Source organism: Pseudomonas sp. MF7453, from assembly GCF_016405455.1.
Classification (GTDB): Bacteria; Pseudomonadota; Gammaproteobacteria; order Pseudomonadales; family Pseudomonadaceae; genus Aquipseudomonas; species Aquipseudomonas paralactis.
Window position 1 is genome coordinate 236,788 of the sequence record NZ_JAEKCN010000001.1, and the last position, 23,374, is coordinate 260,161.

At 58.2% G+C, this 23,374-nt stretch carries 22 protein-coding genes, 2 pseudogenes and 1 riboswitch; of the genes and pseudogenes, 11 read left to right on the forward strand and 13 right to left on the reverse strand.

What is annotated here, in order from left to right; all coding sequences use genetic code 11:
• Nucleotides 1-199 precede the first annotated feature (199 nt).
• Complete coding sequence (locus JFT63_RS01045; protein ID WP_198843228.1) at nucleotides 200-1,978, reverse strand: UvrD-helicase domain-containing protein; 1,779 nt, start codon at nucleotides 1,976-1,978, stop codon at nucleotides 200-202.
• Between the two features lies 1 nt (nucleotide 1,979).
• Nucleotides 1,980-4,118 (reverse strand): ATP-dependent nuclease, encoded by a 2,139-nt coding sequence (locus tag JFT63_RS01050; protein ID WP_233102182.1) that lies wholly within the window; start codon nucleotides 4,116-4,118, stop codon nucleotides 1,980-1,982.
• Nucleotides 4,119-4,473: 355 nt separating this feature from the next.
• Here JFT63_RS01050 and JFT63_RS01055 point away from each other — a divergent pair.
• Nucleotides 4,474-5,095 (forward strand): annotated as a pseudogene (locus JFT63_RS01055) (tyrosine-type recombinase/integrase).
• Nucleotides 5,096-5,140: 45 nt separating this feature from the next.
• Here the strand turns inward: JFT63_RS01055 and JFT63_RS29410 are convergent.
• Both JFT63_RS29410 and JFT63_RS01060 read right to left on the reverse strand, forming a co-directional pair.
• Nucleotides 5,141-5,257, reverse strand: a pseudogene (locus tag JFT63_RS29410) (hypothetical protein); the annotation flags it as partial.
• Nucleotides 5,258-5,854: 597 nt separating this feature from the next.
• Nucleotides 5,855-6,085: a DUF6124 family protein gene (locus tag JFT63_RS01060; RefSeq protein WP_057700777.1), complete on the reverse strand. Its 231-nt coding sequence runs from the start codon at nucleotides 6,083-6,085 to the stop codon at nucleotides 5,855-5,857.
• Between the two features lie 443 nt (nucleotides 6,086-6,528).
• On the opposite strand from JFT63_RS01060, the gene JFT63_RS01065 reads away from it, so the two are divergent.
• Nucleotides 6,529-6,975, forward strand: coding sequence for a GNAT family N-acetyltransferase (locus JFT63_RS01065; RefSeq protein ID WP_198843230.1), 447 nt, complete (start codon nucleotides 6,529-6,531; stop codon nucleotides 6,973-6,975).
• Here JFT63_RS01065 and JFT63_RS01070 read toward each other — a convergent pair.
• Nucleotides 6,948-7,355 (reverse strand): GFA family protein, encoded by a 408-nt coding sequence (locus JFT63_RS01070; RefSeq protein ID WP_198843231.1) that lies wholly within the window; start codon nucleotides 7,353-7,355, stop codon nucleotides 6,948-6,950. The genes JFT63_RS01065 and JFT63_RS01070 overlap by 28 nt on opposite strands.
• Before the next feature lie 547 nt (nucleotides 7,356-7,902).
• Here JFT63_RS01070 and JFT63_RS01075 point away from each other — a divergent pair.
• The 3 genes from JFT63_RS01075 to JFT63_RS01085 all read left to right on the forward strand — a co-directional run bounded on the left by JFT63_RS01075 (nucleotide 7,903) and on the right by JFT63_RS01085 (nucleotide 9,843).
• Nucleotides 7,903-8,502, forward strand: coding sequence for a hypothetical protein (locus tag JFT63_RS01075; RefSeq protein WP_198843232.1), 600 nt, complete (start codon nucleotides 7,903-7,905; stop codon nucleotides 8,500-8,502).
• A 63-nt stretch (nucleotides 8,503-8,565) separates the two neighbouring features.
• Entirely contained in the window at nucleotides 8,566-9,087 is a 522-nt protein-coding gene (locus tag JFT63_RS01080; RefSeq protein ID WP_168426450.1) for a DUF2846 domain-containing protein, read from the forward strand.
• A gap of 192 nt (nucleotides 9,088-9,279) precedes the next feature.
• Nucleotides 9,280-9,843 (forward strand): nucleotidyltransferase family protein, encoded by a 564-nt coding sequence (locus JFT63_RS01085; protein ID WP_198843233.1) that lies wholly within the window; start codon nucleotides 9,280-9,282, stop codon nucleotides 9,841-9,843.
• Between the two features lie 105 nt (nucleotides 9,844-9,948).
• Here the strand turns inward: JFT63_RS01085 and chrA are convergent, their stop codons facing one another.
• The gene (gene chrA / locus JFT63_RS01090; protein ID WP_198843234.1) at nucleotides 9,949-11,145 is read right to left on the reverse strand and encodes a chromate efflux transporter; all 1,197 of its coding nucleotides are present in this window, start codon (nucleotides 11,143-11,145) and stop codon (nucleotides 9,949-9,951) included.
• A 164-nt stretch (nucleotides 11,146-11,309) separates the two neighbouring features.
• On the opposite strand from chrA, the gene tspO reads away from it, so the two are divergent.
• The 3 genes from tspO to JFT63_RS01105 are packed head-to-tail and all read left to right on the forward strand — an operon-like array spanning nucleotide 11,310 to nucleotide 13,160.
• Complete coding sequence (tspO, locus tag JFT63_RS01095; protein WP_003192600.1) at nucleotides 11,310-11,750, forward strand: tryptophan-rich sensory protein TspO; 441 nt, start codon at nucleotides 11,310-11,312, stop codon at nucleotides 11,748-11,750.
• The gene (locus JFT63_RS01100) at nucleotides 11,750-12,679 is read left to right on the forward strand and encodes an alpha/beta hydrolase (RefSeq protein WP_057700764.1); all 930 of its coding nucleotides are present in this window, start codon (nucleotides 11,750-11,752) and stop codon (nucleotides 12,677-12,679) included. The genes tspO and JFT63_RS01100 overlap by 1 nt, the downstream gene beginning before the upstream one ends.
• Nucleotides 12,669-13,160 carry a GNAT family N-acetyltransferase gene (locus JFT63_RS01105; RefSeq protein WP_198843235.1) on the forward strand — a complete coding sequence of 164 codons (492 nt, stop codon included), beginning with the start codon at nucleotides 12,669-12,671 and terminating at the stop codon, nucleotides 13,158-13,160. The genes JFT63_RS01100 and JFT63_RS01105 overlap by 11 nt, the downstream gene beginning before the upstream one ends.
• Before the next feature lie 307 nt (nucleotides 13,161-13,467).
• Here JFT63_RS01105 and JFT63_RS01110 read toward each other — a convergent pair whose 3' ends face one another.
• From JFT63_RS01110 to JFT63_RS01125, 4 genes are all read right to left on the reverse strand, one after another.
• On the reverse strand, nucleotides 13,468-14,232 hold the full coding sequence (locus tag JFT63_RS01110) for an ABC transporter ATP-binding protein (protein WP_054898581.1): 765 nt from the start codon (nucleotides 14,230-14,232) through the stop codon (nucleotides 13,468-13,470).
• The gene (locus JFT63_RS01115) at nucleotides 14,229-15,233 is read right to left on the reverse strand and encodes a FecCD family ABC transporter permease (protein ID WP_198843236.1); all 1,005 of its coding nucleotides are present in this window, start codon (nucleotides 15,231-15,233) and stop codon (nucleotides 14,229-14,231) included. The genes JFT63_RS01110 and JFT63_RS01115 overlap by 4 nt, the downstream gene beginning before the upstream one ends.
• Nucleotides 15,230-16,240, reverse strand: coding sequence for an ABC transporter substrate-binding protein (locus JFT63_RS01120; RefSeq protein ID WP_198843237.1), 1,011 nt, complete (start codon nucleotides 16,238-16,240; stop codon nucleotides 15,230-15,232). Before JFT63_RS01120 ends, JFT63_RS01115 begins: the two co-directional genes overlap by 4 nt.
• A 115-nt stretch (nucleotides 16,241-16,355) precedes the next feature.
• Nucleotides 16,356-16,548: riboswitch (cobalamin riboswitch) on the reverse strand.
• 119 nt (nucleotides 16,549-16,667) lie between these two features.
• On the reverse strand, nucleotides 16,668-17,597 hold the full coding sequence (locus tag JFT63_RS01125; protein WP_198843238.1) for a DNA/RNA non-specific endonuclease: 930 nt from the start codon (nucleotides 17,595-17,597) through the stop codon (nucleotides 16,668-16,670).
• A 136-nt stretch (nucleotides 17,598-17,733) separates the two neighbouring features.
• On the opposite strand from JFT63_RS01125, the gene JFT63_RS01130 reads away from it, so the two are divergent.
• Together JFT63_RS01130 and JFT63_RS01135 are read left to right on the forward strand one after the other, a co-directional pair.
• Entirely contained in the window at nucleotides 17,734-18,795 is a 1,062-nt protein-coding gene (locus JFT63_RS01130) for a M4 family metallopeptidase (protein ID WP_198843239.1), read from the forward strand.
• 29 nt (nucleotides 18,796-18,824) lie between these two features.
• Entirely contained in the window at nucleotides 18,825-19,130 is a 306-nt protein-coding gene (locus tag JFT63_RS01135) for a protealysin inhibitor emfourin (RefSeq protein WP_057700758.1), read from the forward strand.
• Between the two features lie 18 nt (nucleotides 19,131-19,148).
• Here JFT63_RS01135 and JFT63_RS01140 read toward each other — a convergent pair whose 3' ends face one another.
• Nucleotides 19,149-20,540, reverse strand: coding sequence for an aldehyde dehydrogenase family protein (locus JFT63_RS01140; RefSeq protein ID WP_198843240.1), 1,392 nt, complete (start codon nucleotides 20,538-20,540; stop codon nucleotides 19,149-19,151).
• A 103-nt stretch (nucleotides 20,541-20,643) separates the two neighbouring features.
• Here JFT63_RS01140 and ptrR point away from each other — a divergent pair, with 103 nt between their 5' ends.
• On the forward strand, nucleotides 20,644-21,516 hold the full coding sequence (gene ptrR / locus JFT63_RS01145; RefSeq protein WP_057700756.1) for a putrescine utilization regulator PtrR: 873 nt from the start codon (nucleotides 20,644-20,646) through the stop codon (nucleotides 21,514-21,516).
• A gap of 106 nt (nucleotides 21,517-21,622) precedes the next feature.
• Here ptrR and JFT63_RS01150 read toward each other — a convergent pair whose 3' ends face one another.
• Both JFT63_RS01150 and JFT63_RS01155 read right to left on the reverse strand, forming a co-directional pair.
• The gene (locus JFT63_RS01150) at nucleotides 21,623-21,832 is read right to left on the reverse strand and encodes a hypothetical protein (protein ID WP_005789784.1); all 210 of its coding nucleotides are present in this window, start codon (nucleotides 21,830-21,832) and stop codon (nucleotides 21,623-21,625) included.
• A 105-nt stretch (nucleotides 21,833-21,937) separates the two neighbouring features.
• Nucleotides 21,938-23,134 (reverse strand): amino acid aminotransferase, encoded by a 1,197-nt coding sequence (locus JFT63_RS01155; RefSeq protein ID WP_057700755.1) that lies wholly within the window; start codon nucleotides 23,132-23,134, stop codon nucleotides 21,938-21,940.
• Nucleotides 23,135-23,374 lie beyond the last annotated feature (240 nt).

Genomic DNA, 23,374 nt, shown 5'->3' on the forward strand with positions numbered 1-23,374 from the left:
GCACGTCAAATCTGGACCCTGACGTCCTCTTTTGGTCGACTGTAGCGGATCGCGAAAGACTGGAACCGGCTAAAAGCAGCCCCTCTCAACAGGCTGCTAACGGCCCAAAACTACTGGTCAGCATGTCTTAATCCAGCGGGAATTCCGCCACTTTTTATTCAGTTACCCTAGCGTGGGGCAGCAATCGATCAACTCAATCTTATGGCACGGTGTCATATAAGTAATTAGTCTTTACGAGTTCGCGAGTGCCCGCTTTTCCTCGCGCTGTCTCAGATATCAAAAAAAGATTCTTCCGAGCCCTGGAACAAATTACATAAAGTAGCTTTTTTGCGCTGTCGATCGGCTTGGGATCTGCCCAATGCGGAACCAAGCCCTCGAGCAGGGAAAAAGCGATAACATTGTCAAACTCAGCGCCTTTGATGCCATGAATTGTTGAAATTGTGATGCCCGACCTAGGCCGAAAAGCTCGTTTAAAGTTATCAATGCCCTCGATCAGCTCTAAACCGTCACTTTTAGCGCGCGCTATCTTTTTATGGGCCGTTTCAAAAAATGACAGATAATGATTGTGCAGGCTTGGATAAGTATCAAGTAGAGGTATTCGAATCAGCTCAAGAAATTTCTGGAAGTACTGTTCGAGATACTGCATCCCGTTCTGTTCGGTGAGTTGAATAGCGTTAAGCTCCTTCAACAGGCTTTTCGGAGTGTGACCGCACTTGATTCCCTCGTCAGCGAGAGCATCTACCACCTCTGTAGCCCAACGAACCCTTCTCAGATACATGTCCGGTGCAGGATCTGATAAACATATACGGCTTACTTTATACCAAAAATTGTCAAGTTCCCTTCCAAATGGAATCATGCCTGGACCATCGAAACTACATTCAGGAAGCCTGCTCATTAGCCGCCGGGTCATGGCTGCCAATGACTGCCACTGCGGACCGATAATGCAAATTTCCTCCGGGCGAATCCTTTGCTCGTACAGGCTATGGCGAATCAACCGCTCAACTTCGTCCTCCAGATTGTTCGCAGAGATCGTGTGATCATAGCAAACCACACTGTGATACTCCTTATGCTCGGAACAGGCGGTTATCGGCCCGGGGTGCAATCTATAGTTGGTAAAGTACTTAACAATTTTTGTCGATGAGCGGTAATTGTAGGAAAGCGAGAAGCTCTTAATCGAAAGGAGCGATTTTTGTTTAAAGTCATCGAACGCGATGGCATATCCACCGAGGCTATTAAAAATGGCTTGATCTTGATCGCCCACAATAAATGCTCGTGTCTGGTCAGGGCGGGAAGAAAATATACAGAACAAAATGAGATATTGTATTTCTTTAGTGTCTTGATACTCATCGAGCAATACGATACTAAACAAGTTGTTAAGGTTTTTGGCGATCAGAGGAAAACTGGAGATTAATTTGTGCGCAAAAAACAGAATCAGCTCAAAATCAATTTTCCTTTCTTGCTTCAAAATTGCAAAGTAGCGTCTTAAGACATCGCGCACGTTTGCGTGCTTTTTGATATCAGAGCATAAAAGCGCTATTTTTCCGTCAATAAAGTGATAGCCACAGTCATACGTTTTTATTTTTGGATAGTTTGTAGACTTACAAAGCTCCTCCAGTAACGCCTCTGCATCCGGCTGATTGATGATTGTGAATCCGCTCTCCAACCGGGGCTCATAGATCGCGTAAGGCCGGATAATCCATTCCAGGCAAAACGAGTGTATTGTACCTATCCAGAGCTGTGCAGTTACTAGGCCCAAACGCTCCACGCGTTCAAGGATTTCGTCTGCAGCCCGATGAGTATAGGTGATGGCTACGACGAATTTGCGGTGGTCATCAATTTTCCAGAGCTCTGTGGCAACTTTATAGGTAAGCGTTTTCGTCTTTCCGCTTCCCGGGCAAGCTGTTAAAAACACGCTGCCCGGATGGTTGATGGCCGCAAGCTGTTTGTCGTCAAGGCCCGCACTTGAAAGGTCCATCATTTTAAATGCCCAAGAAAGTTGCTAAGACTGAGTCCTCACTTAGCAGATCGCCAAGTGAGTCCGTCAAAGTGGAAAACGACAGGCTACCTGCTTCATACTGGACTAATAACTCCTTAGCTTGAAGGGCGTAGTTATAAAATTCCTCATAGTAATTTTCTGTGGTCAGGGTAACGATTCGATACTTCAGTATCTTGATTTTTGTCTTTTGCGGCAGTTCTTCACATGCGCCTAAGACAGACTCGAGAATGTACTCAGGAATATTCGTCGCCCGGGTAATACTGTCCGCTAACAATATGGCGAACCAACCTTTGCCGAGGTGATTGGCCATCGTCAGGATTCTTTTTCCAGCCACCCCAATGTCAGCCTCCTCTAGTTCGATTTTCGCGGTGTTACGCGTAGGCAGGTCAGTATAAACACGGTCGACAACGCTTTTAACCTCATGAGTGTTGTCAGTCATCAGGAAATCGACTTCAAAAGTATGTTGTGCGTAGTATGTATTCAGGTAGGGGTTGTCTCGGCCGAAATTTTCCAGACGTGTCCTTCTCGTACGGCCTGACTCTGCTGATCCCGCTACTTTCAATTTATATGCCCTAACGGAGCTACTGTCAGTCTCAAATATGTCCGTCCCAGTGATAGCCATGTCCAGATCAGTAACGATACTGCACCTGCGACGGATTCGAGAGGGGTGGAATACGCAGGCAATGTTTTCAAAGCCTGTACTACGGATATTAATCAAGCTTATGCCCAGCTCGTCGAGGCTCACGCCGATCACCTTCTTTACTAAAGCCGGAATCATAAACTCCTCGGCATCACCCTCAATTAATATAACTCCGCGTGCGAATAAGAGGCTGCTACGTGTCGCATCAAGGTAGCGTTGAAGATGGACAATTTCTGGATGTGTGAGTGAAACTGAAGGTTGATAGGATTCGCAACGGACGCCCTTACGAGCAAGGATATTTACGCTTTCGATGTTACTGACTTCTGCTATTTGGGTCGAGTGAGTCGAATAAATGATCTGGGTGTTGCTGTAGCTTATATTGTCAAACAAGGTTTTCTGAATGTGTGTATGAATGTGGGCTTCTGGCTCTTCTACCAATAGAAAGTTGGCGGCGGTTTCACGTTGTTTTTGATACTTAAACTCCAGAAGTTTCAGGGTCAGATAGATGAGGTTGGCTCCGCCCAAGCTCAGCTCTGAAATGTCCCCAGCATAATTCTCATCTGTTTCGCCGACAAAAAGTTTCAATGATTGAAGTAGCTTTTCTGCTTCGCTTGGTAAATCCGATCTGATATGGAGACTCGCCGGAGCGTATGCGCCACCGGCGGTTTCGCTTATTGTCGCCCTAATATCACCCCTGACATCTTGAACATCTTGGAGTGCCTCAATATCTAAGTTCAATGTTTTTACGGTATTGGTTATGCTCTCATATTTGGTTTTGTCAATTTCTTGGCTTTTGCGTGTCAGCAAGTTAAGAAGCGGGTTTTGACGGTTACCGTTGAAGTCGGACACCACATCCCTCAACGCTTTGACGAAAGTGAAAGAAACCTCCTTGGCAACCGAAAGCTGGTGAGGAATCTTGCTACCGATCAGCTTCGAGTCGAGAGCGGGAAACCAGACGGCGTCGAAGTCACCGACGATCTCCCGATAACGCGCTGGGTCAGTGAAATCGACGTCGCTTCGTCCTGTAAACCAAACTTCATAGTCGTCAATGGTCATTGATTCTTGCAAAGTAGCGAGTCCGGCTTTGTCACCCGCTGGGAGTGCTGACAATTTAGTTCTGATGTGCGAGTTCGGACGGAAAATCAGGTTGTACGTCGCCTTTTTAACCGCGTTTCCGGAGACAATTGCACCGTGATGGACAAACAACGATTGAAGGGATTCGTCGGTGCTAATGTCATCAAACTCGAGGCTGATGACTATCCAATGTCCTTTCCATGATGTCTTCTTTCTGAAGAAGTCGCCCTCAGAGAGCTCGTGTGCCGCCCTGTAGATATTGGAGTCAAGGAGCAGTCTAATAGCTCTGAACAGATTGCTCTTTCCAGAACCGTTTTCCCCGATAATCGTGTTAACACCCGGTTTAAACACGAATTTCGCGAATTCGAAATTCCTGTAATTAACGAGGGAAACCTTGGAAAGGTGCATGCGTGCGGTCCTTGGCAAATGAGTCGCAAAGTTCGACAGTAGCAGATCGCCTGTCGCATGCATTCACATTCCATACGCGTTGCAGGCTGTACCTATTTTTCATGGGTATGCTACGGGAATAACGCGGGTAAAGGACGACTTGTAGCGGGGGGGCGCCAACGAGTGTGGGGGGGGGGCGATTCGGTACCACCAATCGCGGCGAGGAGCCTCAATCTTCACTGCATGATAATTGCAGACGATCTTCAGAGGCCGCTTATGGCAGAAAGCTGACCAGTCTTGAGCGTACGCTTTTGGCCGGTTAGCTAACGTTGCTCCGATTAGCCATCCTTGTCCTTCCACACGTGGAGGACTTGTCATGAACATCATCGCTACCTGCAGACGTCAGCCCTGGAACAAAGGAAAACTGGTCGGGCAGAAAACCCCACTCCGACTGAGAGATATCTGGGCCATCCGAGTAAGGCTTCAAATTGCGGAAAGACCCCGAGATCTGGCTCTCTTCGATCTGGCCATCGACAGCAAGCTTCGCTCCTACGACTTAAACAAGCTCCGCGTGTGCGATGTTGCTTATGGCGAGCACTTATCATCACGAGCCATGGTGATGTAGCAGAAAACGCAGCTGCCTGTGCAGTTTGAGATCACTGATCAAACACGACCTGCTCTCCGGGGCCTGGATACATCGGGCCCAGCTTCGCAGCGAGGACTACCGTTTTCCTAGCCGGCTGCATACTTCAGACCATCTATCTACTCGTCAATACGCTCGTATCGTCAAAGGCTGGGTGAAAGCCGTGGGTCTTGATCCAGCCATGTATTGCACACACACAATGAGACGTACGAAGGCATCACTGATCTATCGCAGGACGAAGAACCTGCGGGCGGTTCAGTTGCTGCTCGGCCATACGAAGCTGGAGAGCACTGTTCGATACCTGGGGATTGAGGTCGATGACGCCCTGGAGATGGCGGAACAGACTGAGGTTTGACCATGCATAGCGACGGTCGAAGTTAGACCGTCGCTAACCGGCCCGCTCGTCGACAAAGACGTCGACTACGCGGACCGGATTGGTATCACTGACGTAGTCGTCAAGGCTTTCGGGAAGCAGGGTGCTTTGTTCGCGATAGTCACCTTGGATGAAACGTTTCATAGGCAATCCTGCGTTATCACTTTGGGCAATCGTAGCAACGTTGGAAGACTCTTGATGTACTCTGATGCAAGAAAGTAATGCTAGTAAATTTGGAGTTTAAGGACCTGCCCATGGATGTGATTTCAGCGCACCTATTTTCTACAAATCACCGTACTCAAATTGAAGCAAGCGATCACTGTGGCTGTTTTTACTGTTTAAGTGTGTTTTCGCCCTCAGAAATCACTGAGTGGGTTGATCTAGATAGCACCGCTCTGTGTCCGAGGTGCGGGATCGACTCGGTCATCGGTTCAGCATCCATTCTGCCGATTACCGCTGTATTTCTTTCGAAAATGCACGAACACTGGTTCTAGAAGATCCCGTCATTCGAGGGCATCCCTTCGGTTTGAGATCTACAGACTAGCTTTACCTCAGTGCCGCACGTTCCTGCTAAGAATTTACACACTCTCGGCCGAAAGTAGTCGCCGCTCTCGTCATCGCAGAGGGCTTTGTGCCGAGGCTGAATCCACCAAAGCCATCAAACGCCAAATCGCCGAGTCGTTGTATGTGGCTTACAACGACGCGGCGAGTCATCGGCCTAACGAGTTGAAGAGCTGCTCATCACCCAGGGCAGGGCGCTTCGCGATCCAGGAGTCTGGCGGTGAGGAGTACACCCAGTTCGCTCAGTTGGTGGATGGCCAGGGCGATGTCGCGGTGTTTGCCGTTGAGGTCTTCGGACAGGTCGAGCAGCAGGGTGCTGACGCTGGTGAATGTTTCGTAGCTGTTGGTGATGAGGGTTTCGTTGCTGGCGTTGGGGGCGACGGTGAAGAGGGTGGTTGAATCGTTAACCATGGTTAAGTTCCTTGCTTGGGCCACTTCCCCATCGCTACTAAACAATAAGGGCGGTAGCTGTACGCAGGTTAGTAGACCGGTGGAACCTAACAAAACCGGCGCGTCCGAGGACGCCCTACGCACAGCCACCATCAAGCACAGACGGGAGCGTCTGATGGATGAAGCGTGTGCACTTGTTAGGTCTAAGGTGGGCTACTAAACCCGATCACTGAACAATTCAGCGACCGAGCCACCTTAGAGACGGGCACTCCAGCGCACAAGCCGGCGGATTCTGACGCATGCGTAGGCAATGGAGCAAGGTGCGGCAGGGGAATCGGATTTTGCCTTCAGTCGCTGCGTGATTGTTTGGGGTTTTCGCGAGCAAGCTCGCTCCTACAGGAGTGTTCATCACCTCAGACGAAATTGTTAGCATTGAACGCGTTTCATATTGGAGGCAGGGATGGATGAAACGATATGAGGTTCAACGGATCACACACCTTCCGCGCCAGATACTAGCGCTGGAAAAGGAAGCCGTTGGCGAGGGTTTCAGGTTCCTCACTCGTCTGATTAACGAATGGCACTCTGGAGCAAACCGCTTTGATGCACCCGGCGAGTGTCTGATGGCGGCCTATTTGAATCAGCAAGTGATAGGCATCGGCGGTCTTTCAGTTGATCCCTATGCTGAAGATAATGTGGCCAGACTGCGACGGGTGTACGTCGCAGCTTCGTCAAGGGGGCAACACGTCGGGCAGGCGCTGGTAAAGGCGCTTGTTGAACGTGCCGCTCTCAGGTTTCAGGTCGTGCGTCTTTTCACGGATACGGCTGAAGGAAGCGCCTTTTATGAGCGCTGTGGCTTCAAGCGAACAGATGAGGCCCAGGCGACTCATATCATGCAGCTTGGAGGTTTCTGAGGGGGGTAGCCGCACCAGTGGACTGCGGAGTCGACATGAACGTGTTTTTGCTTTTCAGCTATGAAGGGCGTATCGAGCGTGCCCAGCGCTATCGACACCCAGTCGGCGAATTCCCCTTGAGACCGCGACCAGAACAATGCCGAGCCGCAGTGCGTGCAAAATTCGCGCAACACTGCCTCTGAGGATGCATAGGTTTTGATGCTGTTGGCGCCGGAAAGTAGGCGTAGTGCGTTACGGGGAACACTGCCGTAAGAAGCGAATGCGGCCCCGTGACTTTTGCGGCACTGGCGGCAATGGCAGTGGCTCACTGACTTTGGCGTGGCGGATAGCTCGTAAGTGACGGCTGCGCATAAGCAGCTTCCCTGATACACCGTTGTCATTCGCTTTTCCCGTCATGCGAAAAACGTCAGCGTAACCGTCCCGCGCTGAGTGATGCCACCACCTTTCCGCTACTAAACAGTGGGTGGCAGCTGTACGCAGGTTAGTAGACCGGTGGATATCTAAAGCCGGCGCGCCCGAAGACGCCCTACGCACAGCCGCCATCAAGCACAGACGCAATGTCTGATTGATGAAACTCATGCACTAATAGATACCCAAGCTCAGGCTACTAAACCCGAATCACTGAACAATTCAGCGACCGAGCCACCTTAGAGACGGCCACCCCAGCGCACAAGCCGGCGGATTCTGACGCAGGCGTAGGCAATGGAGCAAGGTGCGGCAGGGGAATCGGATTTTGCCTTCAGGCGCTGCGTGATCGTTTGAGTTTTTCGCGAGCAAGCTCGCTCCTACAGGAGTGGGTTGTTATCAAGGTGCGGGTAGCTGGACAATAGAGGCCGACGAGCCAGCAACGAAGCACCAGATGTGCGAACTTTTGGTTCGCTCGGCTGGGTTCTACGAACTGCAAGATTACTGATCGGAAAAAAACCAATGCTAGGGAAAGTCAGCAGTAAACATCTCGTCTGGGCCGCAGTCGCACTTTGCGCGACGCTTCTATCCGGGTGCGCGACGTCACGCTACGACGGCAAGCACGCACCGGACCCGAGTAAGGCGATCATCGTCGGTTCGATTGGTGAGAGCTATCTGACGCAGCCCCATGGGCTGGTGGTTGAAATCGACCAACAGGGAGCACCCGGTACCGCATTACGGCTGACGACGTTGGGCAATGAAGATGATCAGCCATCACTCCATTTGCTGGGCCATTACTTCATGTATGAAGTGCCGCCGGGTGAGTATGAGTACACGCAGTGGCATTACGTGTATTACGCGGGTAAGTCGATGCCGCGCCCGGTGCCTGCGGTTTTCTCGGTGAAGGCCGGGGAAACTCTCTATATCGGCGATCTGCGCGTCGATGCCCTGCGCTTTTGCCTGTCCAACGTGAACAATGCCGAGGACACGGTGCAGGCGCTCAAGCGCAAGTACCCGATGCTCAAGGACCGGAACATCGTGAATCTGACGCCGAAGAGCGGTTTTGCGCCTTGGCCGAGTTCTGATGCCACTGACTTCGGTAAAGGGTTGTGCACGATTTGAAGCCGGTACCGGTGACAGTCATCAAACCCGACGCCCATTGATCCACGTTCAAGGAATTCATGCATGAAGCGCTCTACGCTACTCTGGGCCAGCCTGTTCGCAGCCCTGGTCTCACTGACCGGTTGCATCAGCGGTCCGGACCTCAAAGGCCAACCGTTCTTCACGTCACCGGCTGAACCGCGTGCGGATGAGGCCACGGTTTACTTTTATCGCACGGCGGCGAGCATCGGTGGCGGGGTCGCCCCGACTATTCAGGTCGATGGCCGCACCATCGGCAGCTTGCCTTCCGGTAGTTTTTTCAAGGCCGGCATTCCCGCCGGTAAGCACAGCGTCGCCTCCACCTCGCCACCTATCATCAGCGGTATGGTTAACCAGCGTTTCGATATCACCGTCGAGAATGGCAAGGTGTATTACATCGCCGATCAACTCAGTACTTCTGACTACAAGGATGGGCAGACCTTGGGTGAAGTCGACGGCCGTCGTTTCAGCGGAACAATGTTTTACTCGCGCTACGCGCTTGTGCCTGCCGAGGAAGCGCTGCGTTCTATCAAGTGGTGCCAGGAGCTGCCGGCAACCGCACGGTAACCACCCGCCCCACTTCATCAACATCCAACTCGCGGAGTCGTTTTACGTGGATTAGGAAGACACGGCGAGTGGCCGAGCTATTGAGTGAAGGGATAATCATCAGCCAGGGCAGGGCGCTTGGCGGGCAAGCTTGCTCCTACAGGAGTGCCATATTCAGATGTTATGGTTGGCGCTGACGATGGAGGACTGAACATGACATTGACGGTCGACACCCTGCTCGAATTGGCCATGGCCAACCCTATCAATGCGCAACTCACCGCGCGCCTGCCGGATCTTGGTGTGCAGCAGTGCATGCTCACGGCGGGCTGTTTGTTCCAGGCGGTGTGGAACCATCAGGCGAATCTGCCGGCGGCTCAGGGCGTGAAGGACTACGACGTTTTTTACTTTGACGAGGACCTGTCCTACGAGGCGGAAGACGCGGTAATTCGTGCGGCGCAGGGGCTGTTCCAAGACCTGGGGGTGAATGTGGAGGTCAGGAATCAGGCGCGGGTGCACCTTTGGTATGGTCAGCGGTTTGGCCGGCCTTACCCGCAGTTGCATTCGGCTCGGCAGGGGGTTGACCGTTACCTGGTGGCGGGTACGTGCATTGCGCTGGATATTGCCTCGGGCGAGCTGTATGCGCCTTATGGATTGGAAGATGTGGAGCAGGGCGTGCTGCGCATCAATCCGCTGCACGCGGAGCCCGAGCTGTTTTTGCACAAGGCCCGGAGTTATCAGGCGCGTTGGCCATGGCTCAAGATTGTCGAGCCAGGCTGAGCCCCAATGCTGTAGGAGCGAGCTTGCTCGCGAAAATCGTTAACAATAACGCGTGCTTCCTGAATAAACGCGGCGCCTGTGAGTTTTTCGCGAGCAAGCTCGCTCCTACAAAAGTGCCGCGCCGAGTAGGCCGCAACTTATCACCACCAGCCATGGCGGCAGCTTCCACACCATCAACGCGACCAGTGCCAGCAACGCCAGGGCGAGGTCATACCCATTGAAAATCGCACTGGTCCACACCGGCTGGTACAGCGCCGCCAACAACAGGCCAACCACTGCCGCGTTTACTCCGGCCAGCGCCGCCTGGGTACGCGGGCTGCTGCGCAGGTTGGCCCAGAAGGGCAAGGCGCCGAAGATCAGCAGGAACGACGGGGCGAAGATCGCCAGCAGCGCGAGCACCCCGCCAAGCCAACCGCTCGGGGCGTGGGTCATCGAGGCGCCGAGGAAGGCGGCGAAGGTGAACAGCGGGCCGGGCACGGCCTGGGTGGCGCCGTAGCCGGCGAGGAAGACGTCGTTGCTGACCCATTGGCTGGGCACCACTTCGGCTTGCAGCAACGGCAGCACCACGTGGCCGCCGCCGAATACCAGGGCACCGGTGCGGTAGAAGGCGTCCACCAGCGCCAGTGTGGGGTTGAGCGCCCATGTGGCGAGGATTGGCAAACCCACCAGCAACAACAAAAACAGCATCAACCACAGGGCTCCGGCGCGGCGGCTGATGGCGATGGGCAGGGCGTCGGGTTCGGCGCTGCTCTCGGGCTTGAACAGCAGCAGGCCGGCCACGCCTGCGACCACCATGACTCCGACCTGAGCCCAGGCGGAGGGCGCCAACAGCACCACGCAGGCGGCGGTCAACATCAACGCCACCCGCAAAACACCTCGGCACAGGTTGCGCGCCATGCCCCACACGGCCTGGGCCACCACCGCTACGGCGACAACCTTGAGCCCGTGCAGCGCGCCAGGGGGCAGGGCGCTGCCGTAGTGGGCCAGCCCCAGGGCAAACAGGATCAGGGCGATGGCCGACGGCAAGGTGAACCCGGCCCAGGCTGCCGCCGCGCCCCGGTAACCTGCTTGGGACAGGCCCAACGCGATACCGACCTGGCTGCTGGCCGGGCCTGGGAGGAACTGGCACAGGGCGACCAGTTCGGCATAGCTGCGCTCGCTGAGCCAGCGGCGGCGGGTGACGAACTCTTGGCGAAAATAGCCCAGGTGCGCAATCGGCCCGCCGAAGGAGGTAAGGCCCAGGCGCAGGAAAATCAGGAACACTGACCAGGGGCGGCTGCGGTGATCGGCAAGCTGGGGCAAGGGGATGTCTCGGGCAACGGTGCTGGATGTTACCGACCATAACCAATTTTCATGACGCGTAGAAGCGTGGGTATTTTGCCGCCACCATTGAATTTATCCGCGGTTGCTTGAGTCACTTAAAAGCAGTGTACTGTTTTCCATCCACTGGACCTCAAGGACCGACCATGACCTTTTTCATCTTCCTGCTTGCCTGCGCCGCCGCCGCCAGCACTGGCGTGATCTTCAAACCCGGCGCCTGGTACGAATCCCTGGTCAAGCCCAGCTTCACCCCGCCTAATTGGCTGTTCCCGGTGGCATGGACGATCATCTACCTGCTGCTGGCCTGGGCCGGTTACCGCTTGACCCTGATCCCCGGCAGCGAAATGGTGTTGGCCTTGTGGGCGGCGCAGATTGCGTTGAACACGCTGTGGACGCCGGTGTTCTTTGGTGCCCATCGGTTGTTCGCCGGGATGGTAATTATCGTGCTCTTGTGGCTCACCGTCGCGGCGATGGTGGTGCTGGCCGTGCGCCTGGATTTGATCACCGGCCTGATCCTGTTCCCGTACCTGGCGTGGCTGTGCGTGGCCGCGGCGTTGAACTTCTCGATCCTGCGTAATAATCGCTGATGGCTTACCAGCATTGGCCCGCCAGCGAGCCCGAACTGGCCCAGATGCGCCGCTTCAATCAGAAACTGGCGTGGATGCCGCGCTTTAAAATCCGCAACCGCGTGACGCCGCGCATGATCCAGGCACTGCTACGCGCCAGCCAGACGTTCAAGAAGGCGCCCGTGGTTGAGCTGAAAAGGCTGGGCACAGTCCCCGTGCGCATCTTGCGCCCCAGTGGCAAGCCCAAAGGCGTGGTGCTGGATATCCACGGCGGTGGCTGGGTGATTGGCAATGCGCAAATGGATGACGACCTTAACCTCGGCATGGTCAACGCGTGCGATGTGGCGGTGGTGTCGGTGGATTATCGGCTGGCGGTGGATACGCCGATTGAAGGGCTGCTGGAAGACTGCCTGACGGCTGCGCGCTGGCTTTTGGCGGACTGCCCGGAGTTTGCCGGCCTGCCGGTGTTTTTTGTCGGTGAGTCGGCCGGCGGGCACCTGGCGGCGGCCACTTTGTTGGCGCTCAAGCAATGGCCGGAGTTGCTCCAGCGGGTCAGCGGCGCGGTGTTGTATTACGGCGTCTACGATTTGACCGGCACCCCCAGTGTGCGCACGGCCGGGCCGGACACCTTGTTGCTGGACGGGCCGGGCATGGTTCAGGCGCTGCGCCTGCTGACGCCGGGGATCAGCGACGAGACGCGCCGACAGCCGCCGTTGTCGCCCTTGTATGGGGACTTTGAGGGGCTGCCGCCAGCGTTGATGTTCGTGGGCGAACTGGACCCGCTCAAGGATGACACCCTGCTGATTGCCGAGCGATGGCCAACGGTGGAGGCTCATTTGCTGCCGGAAGCGGCCCATGGGTTTATTCACTTTCCGGTGGCGATGGCCGATCGCGTGTTGGCTTACGCGCGCCAGTGGATAACGAGCCGCATCCTTGGCGATGAGCGTTAGTATCGAGGCGGTGCAGGCCGCTGACATTCCCCAGGTGCTGAGCTTCGCTTTGCAGGCGCGGGATGAACTGTTTCCTACGCTCAGTGCCACCGGTGTCCCCCACGATCTGGCGCAGTTTGAAGCCATCTACCTTGAGGGCGGCGGGCGATTTTTGATTGCTCGTGCCGAAGGCCGGATCGTTGCCTCGGTGGCTTATCGGCCCTACGACGGCCGCTTCCCGCAGTTGAACTACCAGGGGCGCAAGACAGTGGAAGTGGTGCGCCTGTATGTGCTCCCGGCTGTGCGACGCTTGGGCCTGGCGGGCCGGTTATACCGCTCGCTGGAAGCGCTGGCGCGGGCCGATGGCGTAGAGGTGATGTACCTGCACACCCATCCGTTTCTGCCCGGCGCGATTGATTTCTGGCGCAGGCAGGGGTTTGAGGTGGTGGATGTCGAGGCCGACCCGATTTGGCAAACCACCCACATGCACCTGCCTCTGTAGAACCAATGTGGGAGGGGGCTTGCCCCCAGTGGCCGTTACCGCAGGAATGGATATGTACACGGTCCAACTGTGTTGACTGTCAAGCCGTCTTCGCAGGCAAGCCAGCTCCCACATTTGGATCGCGGTGCGTCAGTTAGATCTGCGTCGGCTGCCAGGCCGTCGCGGGAGCAAGCTCCCTCGCCACAGGTTTAGCGTCGTACCGAAGTTGTGTAGATACCTATGCTCATCGGGGGCAAGCCCCCTCCCACATTTGGACCACAGTTGGCCGTCAGACCGTCACCAGAGCAAGCTGCCCCAACGTACGGATTCAGTTGGAGCGCAGGCGCAGGATTTGCGCGCCGTCGAACGGGTCTGTCAGGTAATGCCCCTGCACCCCGAATGTCTCCTGCAAACGCTGCGGCGTCAGCACCTCCAGCGGCGCGCCCAGCGCCACCAGTTGCCCGCGATCCAGCACGGCCAGGCGATCACAGGTCAATGCCTGATTCAGATCATGCAGGGCAATCAAGGTGGTCACCGGCAAGCCTTGCACACCTTTGAGGATCGCCAGTTGATGCTGGATATCCAGGTGATTGGTCGGCTCATCCAGCAATAAAATCTGCGGGCGTTGCGCCAGGGCGCGGGCGATGTGTACGCGCTGGCGCTCGCCACCGGAGAGGCTGCGCCAGGCGCGTTGGCTCAGGTGGGTGGCGTCTACGTCATGCAGGGCCTGGTGCACGATGGCGTCGTCTTCACGCGACCACGGGCTCAGCGCCGACAGCCACGGCGTGCGACCCAGGGCCACGGCATCGAACACGCGGATGGCGTCGTCGGTGTCGGCCTGTTGCTCCACAACCGCCAATTGCTGCGCGATGGTGCGGCGCGACAACTCACCCAGCCGCTTGCCACCCAGGCGAACCTCACCGCTGGCCGGCACACGCAAACCAGCCAGCAATTTGAGCAGGGTGGATTTGCCCGAACCATTGGGCCCGACGATGCCGAGGGTTTCACCCAACTGCACGTCCAGGTCAATGTCACGCAGCAACTGCGCGTCACGCACTTTGAAGCCCAGGCCGCGGCAACTGAGTACGCTCATCGCGCATTCCTCCGGCCAATCAGGATCAGCGCAAACACTGGCGCGCCCACCAATGCCGTCACCACACCCACCGGAATCACCTGGCCCTTGATCAAGGTGCGCGACAGCACGTCCGCAGCGATCAAAAACAGCGCGCCCCCCAAGGCGCTGGCCGGCAGCAAGCGCGAATGCCCGGTGCCAAGCAACAGGCGCACCGCATGGGGAATCACCAAGCCGACAAACCCGATGGAGCCGACGATGGACACCATCACCGCCGTCACCAGCGCGGCGCAGGCCACCAGCACAAATTGCACGCGGCGCACCGGGATGCCGAGGGAGGCCGCCGAGTCGCTGCCGAAGGTGAACGCATCCAGTGCACGCCGGTGCCACAGGCACACCGCGAGCCCCACGACCGCCACCGGCACCGCCAACCACACCGACGGCCAGCGCACGCCGCTGAGGTTGCCCAGCAGCCAGAACATAATGCCGCGGGCTTGTTCGGAGCTGGCCGACTTGGTGATCAGGAAGGCCGTCAGGGCATTGAACAACTGCGAACCGGCGATGCCCGCGAGGATGATCTGCCCGGTACCGCTGGACGATCCGCTGGCCCGCGCCAGCAGCGTCAGCAGCGCAAAGGCCGCCATCGCCCCCACAAACGCGCCGGCCGACAACGACACCAGGCCACCGCCCACGCCAATCAAGGCCACGAGTACCGCGCCGGTTGACGCGCCGGCGCTGATGCCCAGCAGGTACGGGTCGGCCAGCGGGTTACGCAGCAGCGATTGCAGGATCACCCCGCACGTCGCCAACCCTGCGCCGCAGGCTGCGGCCACCAATGCACGGGTGAGGCGGTAGTTCCACACCACGCCTTCGTCGATGGGGTCCAGTACGTAGCCGGCGCTCCAGAGTTTATTGGCGAGCACCTGCAGCACCACCTGCGGTTCGATGGCGGTTTCACCGATGGCAACGCCAGCGAGCAGGGCGAGCAACAGCAGCGCCAGGGCAAGGAGGGTACGCATCATTGGCCCAGGTGGTAGCCGTCGATGGCGGCGGCCAGTTGTTCAAGGCCTTCGAAGGTGCGCAGGCTCGCCTGCAAGGCCAGAGCGTCGAGGATGATGATGCGGTTGTTTTTCACCGCGTCCATATTGCGGGTCACGGGGTCGCTGCGCAGGAAGGCGAGTTTCTTTTCATGGTCGTCGGCCGGGTAGCGACGGCGGTCCATGCGTGCGATCACCAGGAAGGTGGGATTGGCCTTGGCGATGGTTTCCCAGCCGACAGCGGGCCACTCCTCATCGGACTGCACCACGTTACGCAGGCCAAGGGTTTGCAGCATGAATTGCGGCACACCCTTATGACCAGCTACGTAAGGGTCGCTGGCCATTTCGGCGCTGGAGAACCACACCAGTGCGCTGGCTTGCTGCAAGCCCTTGCCCTGGGCCGTGGCGACGGATTTGGCCAGGCGCGCCTTGAGTTCGTCGGTCAGTTGTTGGCCGCGATCCTGCACGTCGAAAATCTGCGCCAGTTGGTGAAGGCTCTGGTAGATCGTCTCGATGCGAAAGGGCTCCAATCGCGTGCCGTCGGCACCCACCAGGTTGTCCTTGCCTTCGCAGTCGGACGGCAACAGGTAGGTGGGGATCTTCAGTTCATGAAACTGCTCACGGGTACCAACCACGCCTTGGGGGCCCACCACCCATTCCAGCTCGGCGGCCACCAGTTGCGGGCGCTTGGCGAGTACGGCTTCGAAGCTGGGCTCGTTGTTGGCCAGGCGCTCGATGCGGTCGTCCTGGGCCTTGTACTGCGCCGCCACGTTGTTGAACCACAGCGAAGTGCCGACCACCTTGTCGCCCACGCCCAGGGCGTAGAGCATCTCGGTGGCGGCCTGGCCGATGGTGACGCTGCGGGCGGGGGCGTGCTGGAAGGTCAGGGTGCTGCCGCAGTTTTGCAGGGTCAGCGGGTACTGAGTGGGCGCGGCTTGCGCCAGGGCACACACACTCAAGCCTGCGATCAGGGCGGTAACGCGTGGCAGCATGAGGCGATCTCCTTGTGAACCGTAGGTGCAGCAGGGGAGGTACGGCTCGGAAATACGCCCATGGAGGCTGCTGAAGCGCAGGGCCAGGATGTCCTTCCCGGACACCCCGCCGGTTAGTGAGTTAGCTGGGCCGGCAGGTCTCCTGACTGATGCGTCGTCGCCATGCCCCGCCTTCCCGGACGTGGTCCAGTGGCATTCAAGGGCAGGCTCGGCATCTACAGTTGCGGGGGCAGTTTCGGTTCACGCCGCGTGCGGCGTTTCGAATTCCCTGTTAGTCCCATACGGGAACCGGCGGCCGTATGGTAAGCGATCACCCCCTGTAGGAGCGAGCTTGCTTGCGAAGGTCGTCAACGATAACGCTGGGCACCTGATGCCCCGCGGCGCTTTCCTGTTCTTCGCGAGCAAGCTCGCTCCTACAAAAGAAGCGTCAGAGCCGAATATCCTGGGGGCCGCGGATCAGCGCTTCGATCCGGGTGCCTGTGGCGCGCTCTTCATTGCTGAACCCGTCGTAGTCGGCCAGGTTGGCGAAGCGGATGCCGGTCAATTGTTCGATCGCGATCACGCTGCGCTGGTAGGTTCTGAGTTGGCCGAACACCAGGTCCAACTGATCCAGCTCGCGGCGCTGGTCGATCATGTAGGCACTGGCGGACGGTTTGCCGTCGTCGCTGAGGTAGGCCACCACTTTCCAGAATGCCTGGGGGATTTTTACCCCGCGATAAACGCGGTCGTTGTCGCTGAACACCGGGCCGCTGAACACCGTGGCCCGAGCTTTCCAGCGCTGGGTGTTGTCGAGAATGTAGTCTTCGAGTTCCAGCCAGGTCTTCTGGTTGAAGCCGCTCATTTGGGGTGAGCAATTGGTGAAGTGAAAGGTGTCGAAGTTGGCGGTGGTCGCCTCGTCGCCCCAATTGGGATCCTGGCGCCGTACCAGGTGGCCGCGGTCCAGGCCATTGCCGGCATAAAGGTCTTCACCTACCTGCGCCTCCAGGGGCAAGCGACCATCGTAGGCCCAGGTGTCATTGTTGCGGGTGATGTCCACATGCTTGGCGCCGTCGATATTTACCCCCACGTACAGCGCCAGTCGTCGAGCGCGCGACATTGTGATGGAGAAATGCGTGTAGTCCAGGCGCTTGGGTTGCACGTCGCCCGCCAGTGGCTGGTCAACCGTGGGCCATGGCACCACGAAGTCGCTGAGGAAGTCGTCGGCATAGCCCGCGCGGTTTTTGAGGTCCTTGGCGGGGGTGACGCGCGGCGTCGCGGCTCTGGCTTCCAGCAGGGTGGGGCTGGCCGCGACCAATGGGCGCAGGTCGGCAAGCCTTGGGCGATGGGAAAGGTCGATGTTGGTTGTGCGGGCGGGCATGGGCATGTTCCTTATGGGCCTCGGATAAACACCACTGAAACACAAACTCATGACAATTTGGCCCAGGTGGCGAACGCAGGGCTATCCTGAAAACCGTTACCCGGACGTTCATCACACGCCAAAAAGGAGCCAGCTCATGTGTGTTCACCCGCCACGCAATCCAATTTTTTGCCTGATCCCGCCGTACATGCTCGACCAGATCGCCCGCCACGGCGACAAAGCCCAACGGGAGGTCGCCCTTCGCACGCGCGCCAAGGACAGCACGTTCCGCTCGTTGCGCATGGTCGCGGTACCCGCCAAGGGCCCGGCCCGCATGGCACTGGCCGTGGGCGCCGAGAAGCAACGCTCGATCTACAGCGCCGAAAACACCGACAGCCTGCCCGGCAAGCTGATCCGCGGTGAAGGGCAGCCCGCCAGTGGTGATGCCGCGGTGGATGAAGCCTATGACGGCCTGGGTGCGACGTTCGATTTTTTTGAACAGGTATTCGATCGCAACTCCATCGACGATGCAGGTATGGCGCTGGACGCCACGGTGCACTTCGGCCAGGACTATAACAATGCCTTCTGGAATTCGACCCAGATGGTGTTCGGCGATGGCGATCAGCAGTTGTTCAACCGCTTCACCGTGGCACTCGACGTTATCGGCCATGAGTTGGCCCATGGCGTGACCGAAGATGAGGCCAAGCTGATGTACTTCAACCAGTCCGGCGCGCTGAACGAGTCGTTGTCGGATGTGTTTGGCTCGTTGATCAAGCAGTACGCGCTGAAGCAAACGGCCGAGGACGCCGACTGGTTGATCGGCAAGGGGCTGTTTACCAAAAAGATCAAGGGCACGGCGCTGCGCTCGATGAAGGCGCCAGGCACTGCGTTTGATGACAAGCTGCTGGGCAAAGACCCACAGCCTGGGCACATGGATGATTTTGTGCACACTTACGAGGACAATGGTGGCGTGCATATCAATTCCGGCATTCCCAACCATGCGTTCTATCAGGTGGCCACCCGGATTGGCGGGTTCGCCTGGGAGCGTGCCGGGCGTATCTGGTATGACGCACTGCGCGATTCGCGGTTGCGACCCAATTCCGGGTTTTTGCGTTTTGCGCGCATTACCCAAGATATTGCCGGTCAGCTTTATGGTGTGAACAAAGCTGAGCACAAGGCAGTCAAGGAAGGCTGGAAAGCGGTAGGCATAAACGTTTGACAAAGCCGCCTGAGCGGCGAGGAAAAACCATGCGAATTTCAATCAAGGAAAGCGGCGGACCGGCGTTTTTCCCCGGGTTGGCCAAGGCGCGCACGGTAGAGCTGGACGCGCTGCCCGAGCCTGATCAGCAGGAGTTGCGGCAACTGATTGAAGCGTCGGATTTTTTCCAGTTGCCGCAAAGCACCGATCCCGAGCCTGGCAACCCAGGCCGGGTGCATTACACCCTGACAGTTGCGGAGGGCAAGCGCGAGCACACAGTCTGTGTACTCGCGCCGGTGAATCCCCCGGCACTGGACGGGTTGGTGCAGTGCGTGCGACGGCATATTAATTGTTGAAGCGCCAATGCTGGCAGGCTACTTACGATCCAGCCACACCGTCTGCGCATTGCAGAACTCGCGTACACCGAAGTGCGACAGCTCGCGGCCGAACCCGCTCTTCTTCACGCCGCCAAACGCCACCCGCGGGTCTGAGACGCTGAACGCGTTGACGAATATCCCGCCGGTTTCCAACTGGTCGGCAATCGCCCGCGCCTTTGCGGAATCGGCTGTGAAGATACTCGCGGTCAGGCCAAACTCGCTGTCATTGGCCAGGGCCACGGCGTGGTCGGCGTCGCGGGCGGTGATGATCGAGGCCACGGGGCCGAACAGTTCCTGTTTGAACGACGTCATTTGGTCGGTGACGTCAGCCAGTACGGTCGGTTCGTAGTAATTGCCCGCGCCCGCGACTTTATGGCCGCCCAGCAGCAGCGTGGCGCCTTCTTCCAGGGTCGCCTGGACCTGACCGTGCAGTTCGTCACGCAGATCAAAGCGCGCCATGGGGCCGATATAGGTGGTGTCCGAGGTGGGCTCGCCCATCACCAGAGCGCGGCTGGCTTCAAGGAATTTGGCGGTGAAGGCTTCAGCCACGCCTGCTTCGATGATCAAGCGCTTGGCGGCGGCGCAAACTTGGCCGCTGTTCTGGAAGCGGCCGATGACGGCGGCTTGCACGGCGGCGTCGAGGTCGGCGTCGTTGAGCACGATAAACGGGTCGGAGCCACCCAGTTCCAGCACGCATTTTTTCAATGCGGCCCCGGCCTGTGAGCCGATGGCAATACCGGCGCGCACGCTGCCGGTGAGGGTCACGGCGGCGATGCGCGGGTCGGCGATGGCGGTGGACACGCCGTCCTGGGTTACGTTGATCACTTCAAACACGCCTTCGGCAAAACCGGCTTTGCGCAATGCTTGCTGGATGAGGTAGGCGCTGCCCATCACGTTGGGCGCATGTTTGAGCACGTAGGTATTGCCGGCGAGCAGGGTCGGCACGGCGCCGCGCAGCACTTGCCACACCGGGAAGTTCCACGGCATCACCGCGAGAATCGGGCCCAGTGGGCGGTATTCGATCCGGGCGCTGCCGTTGTCCACCAGGGTGGGCTCCGGGGCGAGCATGGCCGGGCCGTGGGCGGCGTACCATTCGCTCAGTTGCGCGCACTTTTCGATTTCGGCGCGGGCCTGGGCGATGGGTTTGCCCATTTCCAGGGTGATCATTTGCGCCATGTCTTCGGCTTGCTCACGCAGGGCGGTGGCCAGGGCCAGCAGGTAGTCGGCGCGCTGGCTCACAGGCGTGCGGCGCCAGGTACGGAAGGCAGTGGTCGCGCGGGCGAGGGCGGCATCCAGTTGTGCCGCGCTTTCATAGGGGTAGCTGCCGACCGTTTCACCGTTGGCCGGGTTGATCGATAAGGCGTGGGTCTGGTGGGAAATAGCGTTCATGGCACCGTCCGGATGAATGAGTGGATGACGGTGAGCGTACGGGGTTGTACCTTTTCTGGAAACTGAATAATATTGATCGATACATTCACGATTGGAGAATGACTTGGATCTGGTGCAGCTGGAAATCTTCAAGGCCGTTGCCGAGCAAGGCAGCATCAGCGCTGCCGCCCAGTTGATTCATCGGGTGCCGTCGAACCTCACCACGCGCATCAAGCAGCTGGAGCAGGATTTGGGCGTGGAGTTGTTTATCCGCGAAAAAAGCCGCTTGCGGTTGTCCCCGGCCGGGTGGAATTTCCTCGGCTATACGCGGCGTATTCTCGACCTGGTGCAGGAAGCCCGCGCCACGGTGGCGGGGGAGGAGCCCCAGGGCGCGTTTGCCTTGGGCTCGCTGGAAAGCACGGCAGCGGTGCGCATCCCCGCGTTGCTCGCGGCGTATAACCAGCAGTACACCAAGGTCGAGCTGGACCTGAGCACGGGACCGTCGGGCACCATGATTGAGGGTGTGCTGTCCGGGCGGTTGACGGCGGCCTTTGTCGACGGGCCGGTGCTGCATTCCACGCTGGAGGGTGTGGCGGTCTTCGAGGAAGAGATGGTGGTGATTGCGCCGCTGCACCATGCGCCGATCACCCGCGGCCAGGATGTGAATGGCGAGAACATCTATACGTTCCGTTCGAACTGTTCGTACCGGCATCACTTCGAACGCTGGTTTTCAGAGGATGGCGCGGTACCGGGCAGGATCTTCGAGATCGAGTCGTACCATGGCATGTTGGCCTGTGTCAGCGCCGGGGCCGGGCTGGCGCTGATGCCGCGCAGTATGCTGGAGAGTATGCCGGGGTGTGCGGCGGTGAGCGTGTGGCCGCTGCCCGACACATTCCGTATCTTGAATACCTGGCTGATCTGGCGGCGGGGCACGGTGTCGCAGAGTTTGAACAGCTTCGTAAAACTGCTGGAAGAACGCAATCTGCCAGCATCCTAGATCAAATGTGGGAGCTGGCTTGCCTGCGATAGCGGTGTGTCAGTCAATGAGTCTTTAACTGAACCGCCGCTATCGCAGGCAAGCCAGCTCCCACAGGTGTCTTACATCAGCCGCCGAACTGGAGGGTGCCCATGGCCAGCTTGGCCATGATTGCCGTGGCGCCCAGTTGTACCAGCCATAACGCCAACCCACCGAGGAATACTCCCAGCGCTACCTGCAGCACCAAGCTCTTCTGGCGCTTGGCTTGCGGTGCGCGTGGGGCGTAGTCGTGCAGTTCGTCGCGGTCGGCGCGCAGGTCCAGGTCATCGTTTCTCATAGGGTTCTCGCAGCAAGGAGGCAGTCGGCGTTCAGTCTAGTGTGTTCGCCAATAAAAAGGGGGAAGCCAATGGCTTCCCCCTTCGTCTTACGTTTACCGGCTTGCTTACAGCACCTCGACAATCGCCTTGGTCACGGCACCAATGTTCGATTGGTTCAGCGCCGCTACGCAGATACGGCCGGTATCCAGTGCGTAGATACCAAACTCGCTGCGCAGACGGGTGACTTGCTCAACGGTCAGGCCGGAGTAGGAGAACATCCCGCGCTGGCGGCCAACGAAGCTGAAGTCGTGACCTGGCGCGGCCTTGGCCAGTTCGGCGACCATCTGCTCGCGCATACCGCGGATACGCAGGCGCATCTCGGCCAGTTCGGCTTCCCACTGGGCGCGCAGTTCCGGGTTGTTGAGTACCGCGGCAACGATGGCTGCGCCGTGGGTGGGCGGGTTGGAGTAGTTGGTGCGGATCACACGCTTGACCTGGGACAGGATGCGCGCGCTTTCTTCCTTGGACTCGCTGACGATCGACAGCGCGCCTACGCGTTCGCCATACAAGGAGAACGACTTGGAGAACGAGCTGGACACAAAGAAGGTCAGGCCCGACTCAGCGAACAGGCGCACCGCAGCGGCGTCTTCGTCGATGCCGTCGCCAAAACCCTGGTAGGCCATGTCGAGGAACGGTACCAGGTTTTTCGCCTTGACCACGTTCAGCACGTCTTGCCAGTCGGCCGGGCTCAGGTCGACGCCGGTCGGGTTGTGGCAGCAGGCGTGCAGTACCACGATGGACTGTGGCGGCAGGGCGTTGAGGTCTTCGAGCAGGCCGGCACGGTTCACGTCATGGGTGGCGGCGTCGTAGTAGCGGTAGGTCTGCACCGGGAAACCGGCTTTTTCGAACAGCGCCTGGTGGTTTTCCCAGCTCGGGTCGCTGATGGCGACGACGGCGTTGGGCAGCAGTTGTTTGAGGAAGTCGGCGCCGATTTTCAGCGCGCCAGTGCCGCCCACGGCCTGGGCGGTAATCACACGGCCGGCGCTCAACAGCGGCGACTCAGCGCCAAACAGCAGCTTTTGCACGGCCTGGTCGTAGGCCACGATGCCGTCGATCGGCAAGTAGCCACGGGCGGCGTGTTGCGCCACGCGAATGGCTTCCGCTTCGGCAACGGCACGCAAGAGTGGAATTTTCCCCTCCTCGTTGCAGTAAACGCCCACGCCAAGGTTCACCTTGGTGGTTCGTGTATCGGCGTTGAATGCTTCGTTGAGGCCCAGGATTGGATCGCGTGGTGCCATTTCGACAGCGGAGAACAGGCTCATTTTTGCGGCAGCTCTATGGGGGGTAGGAGGGACGTGTCGCGCTCCAGCCGAATGCACTAGAGCGGTGCACAAACGGGGAGCTAGTATAGAGGCCATCACGGCTGAGAGCGACAACGGAAACGGCTTTTCGGCCAAGTTTTTCGGTTTATTTGCTGACCGTTAGTCTTATTGCAACATTGACGAGAAAGGTCGTGTAGGAAGACGGCCTTGAAACCCGTCACATTCGACACCACTTCTACA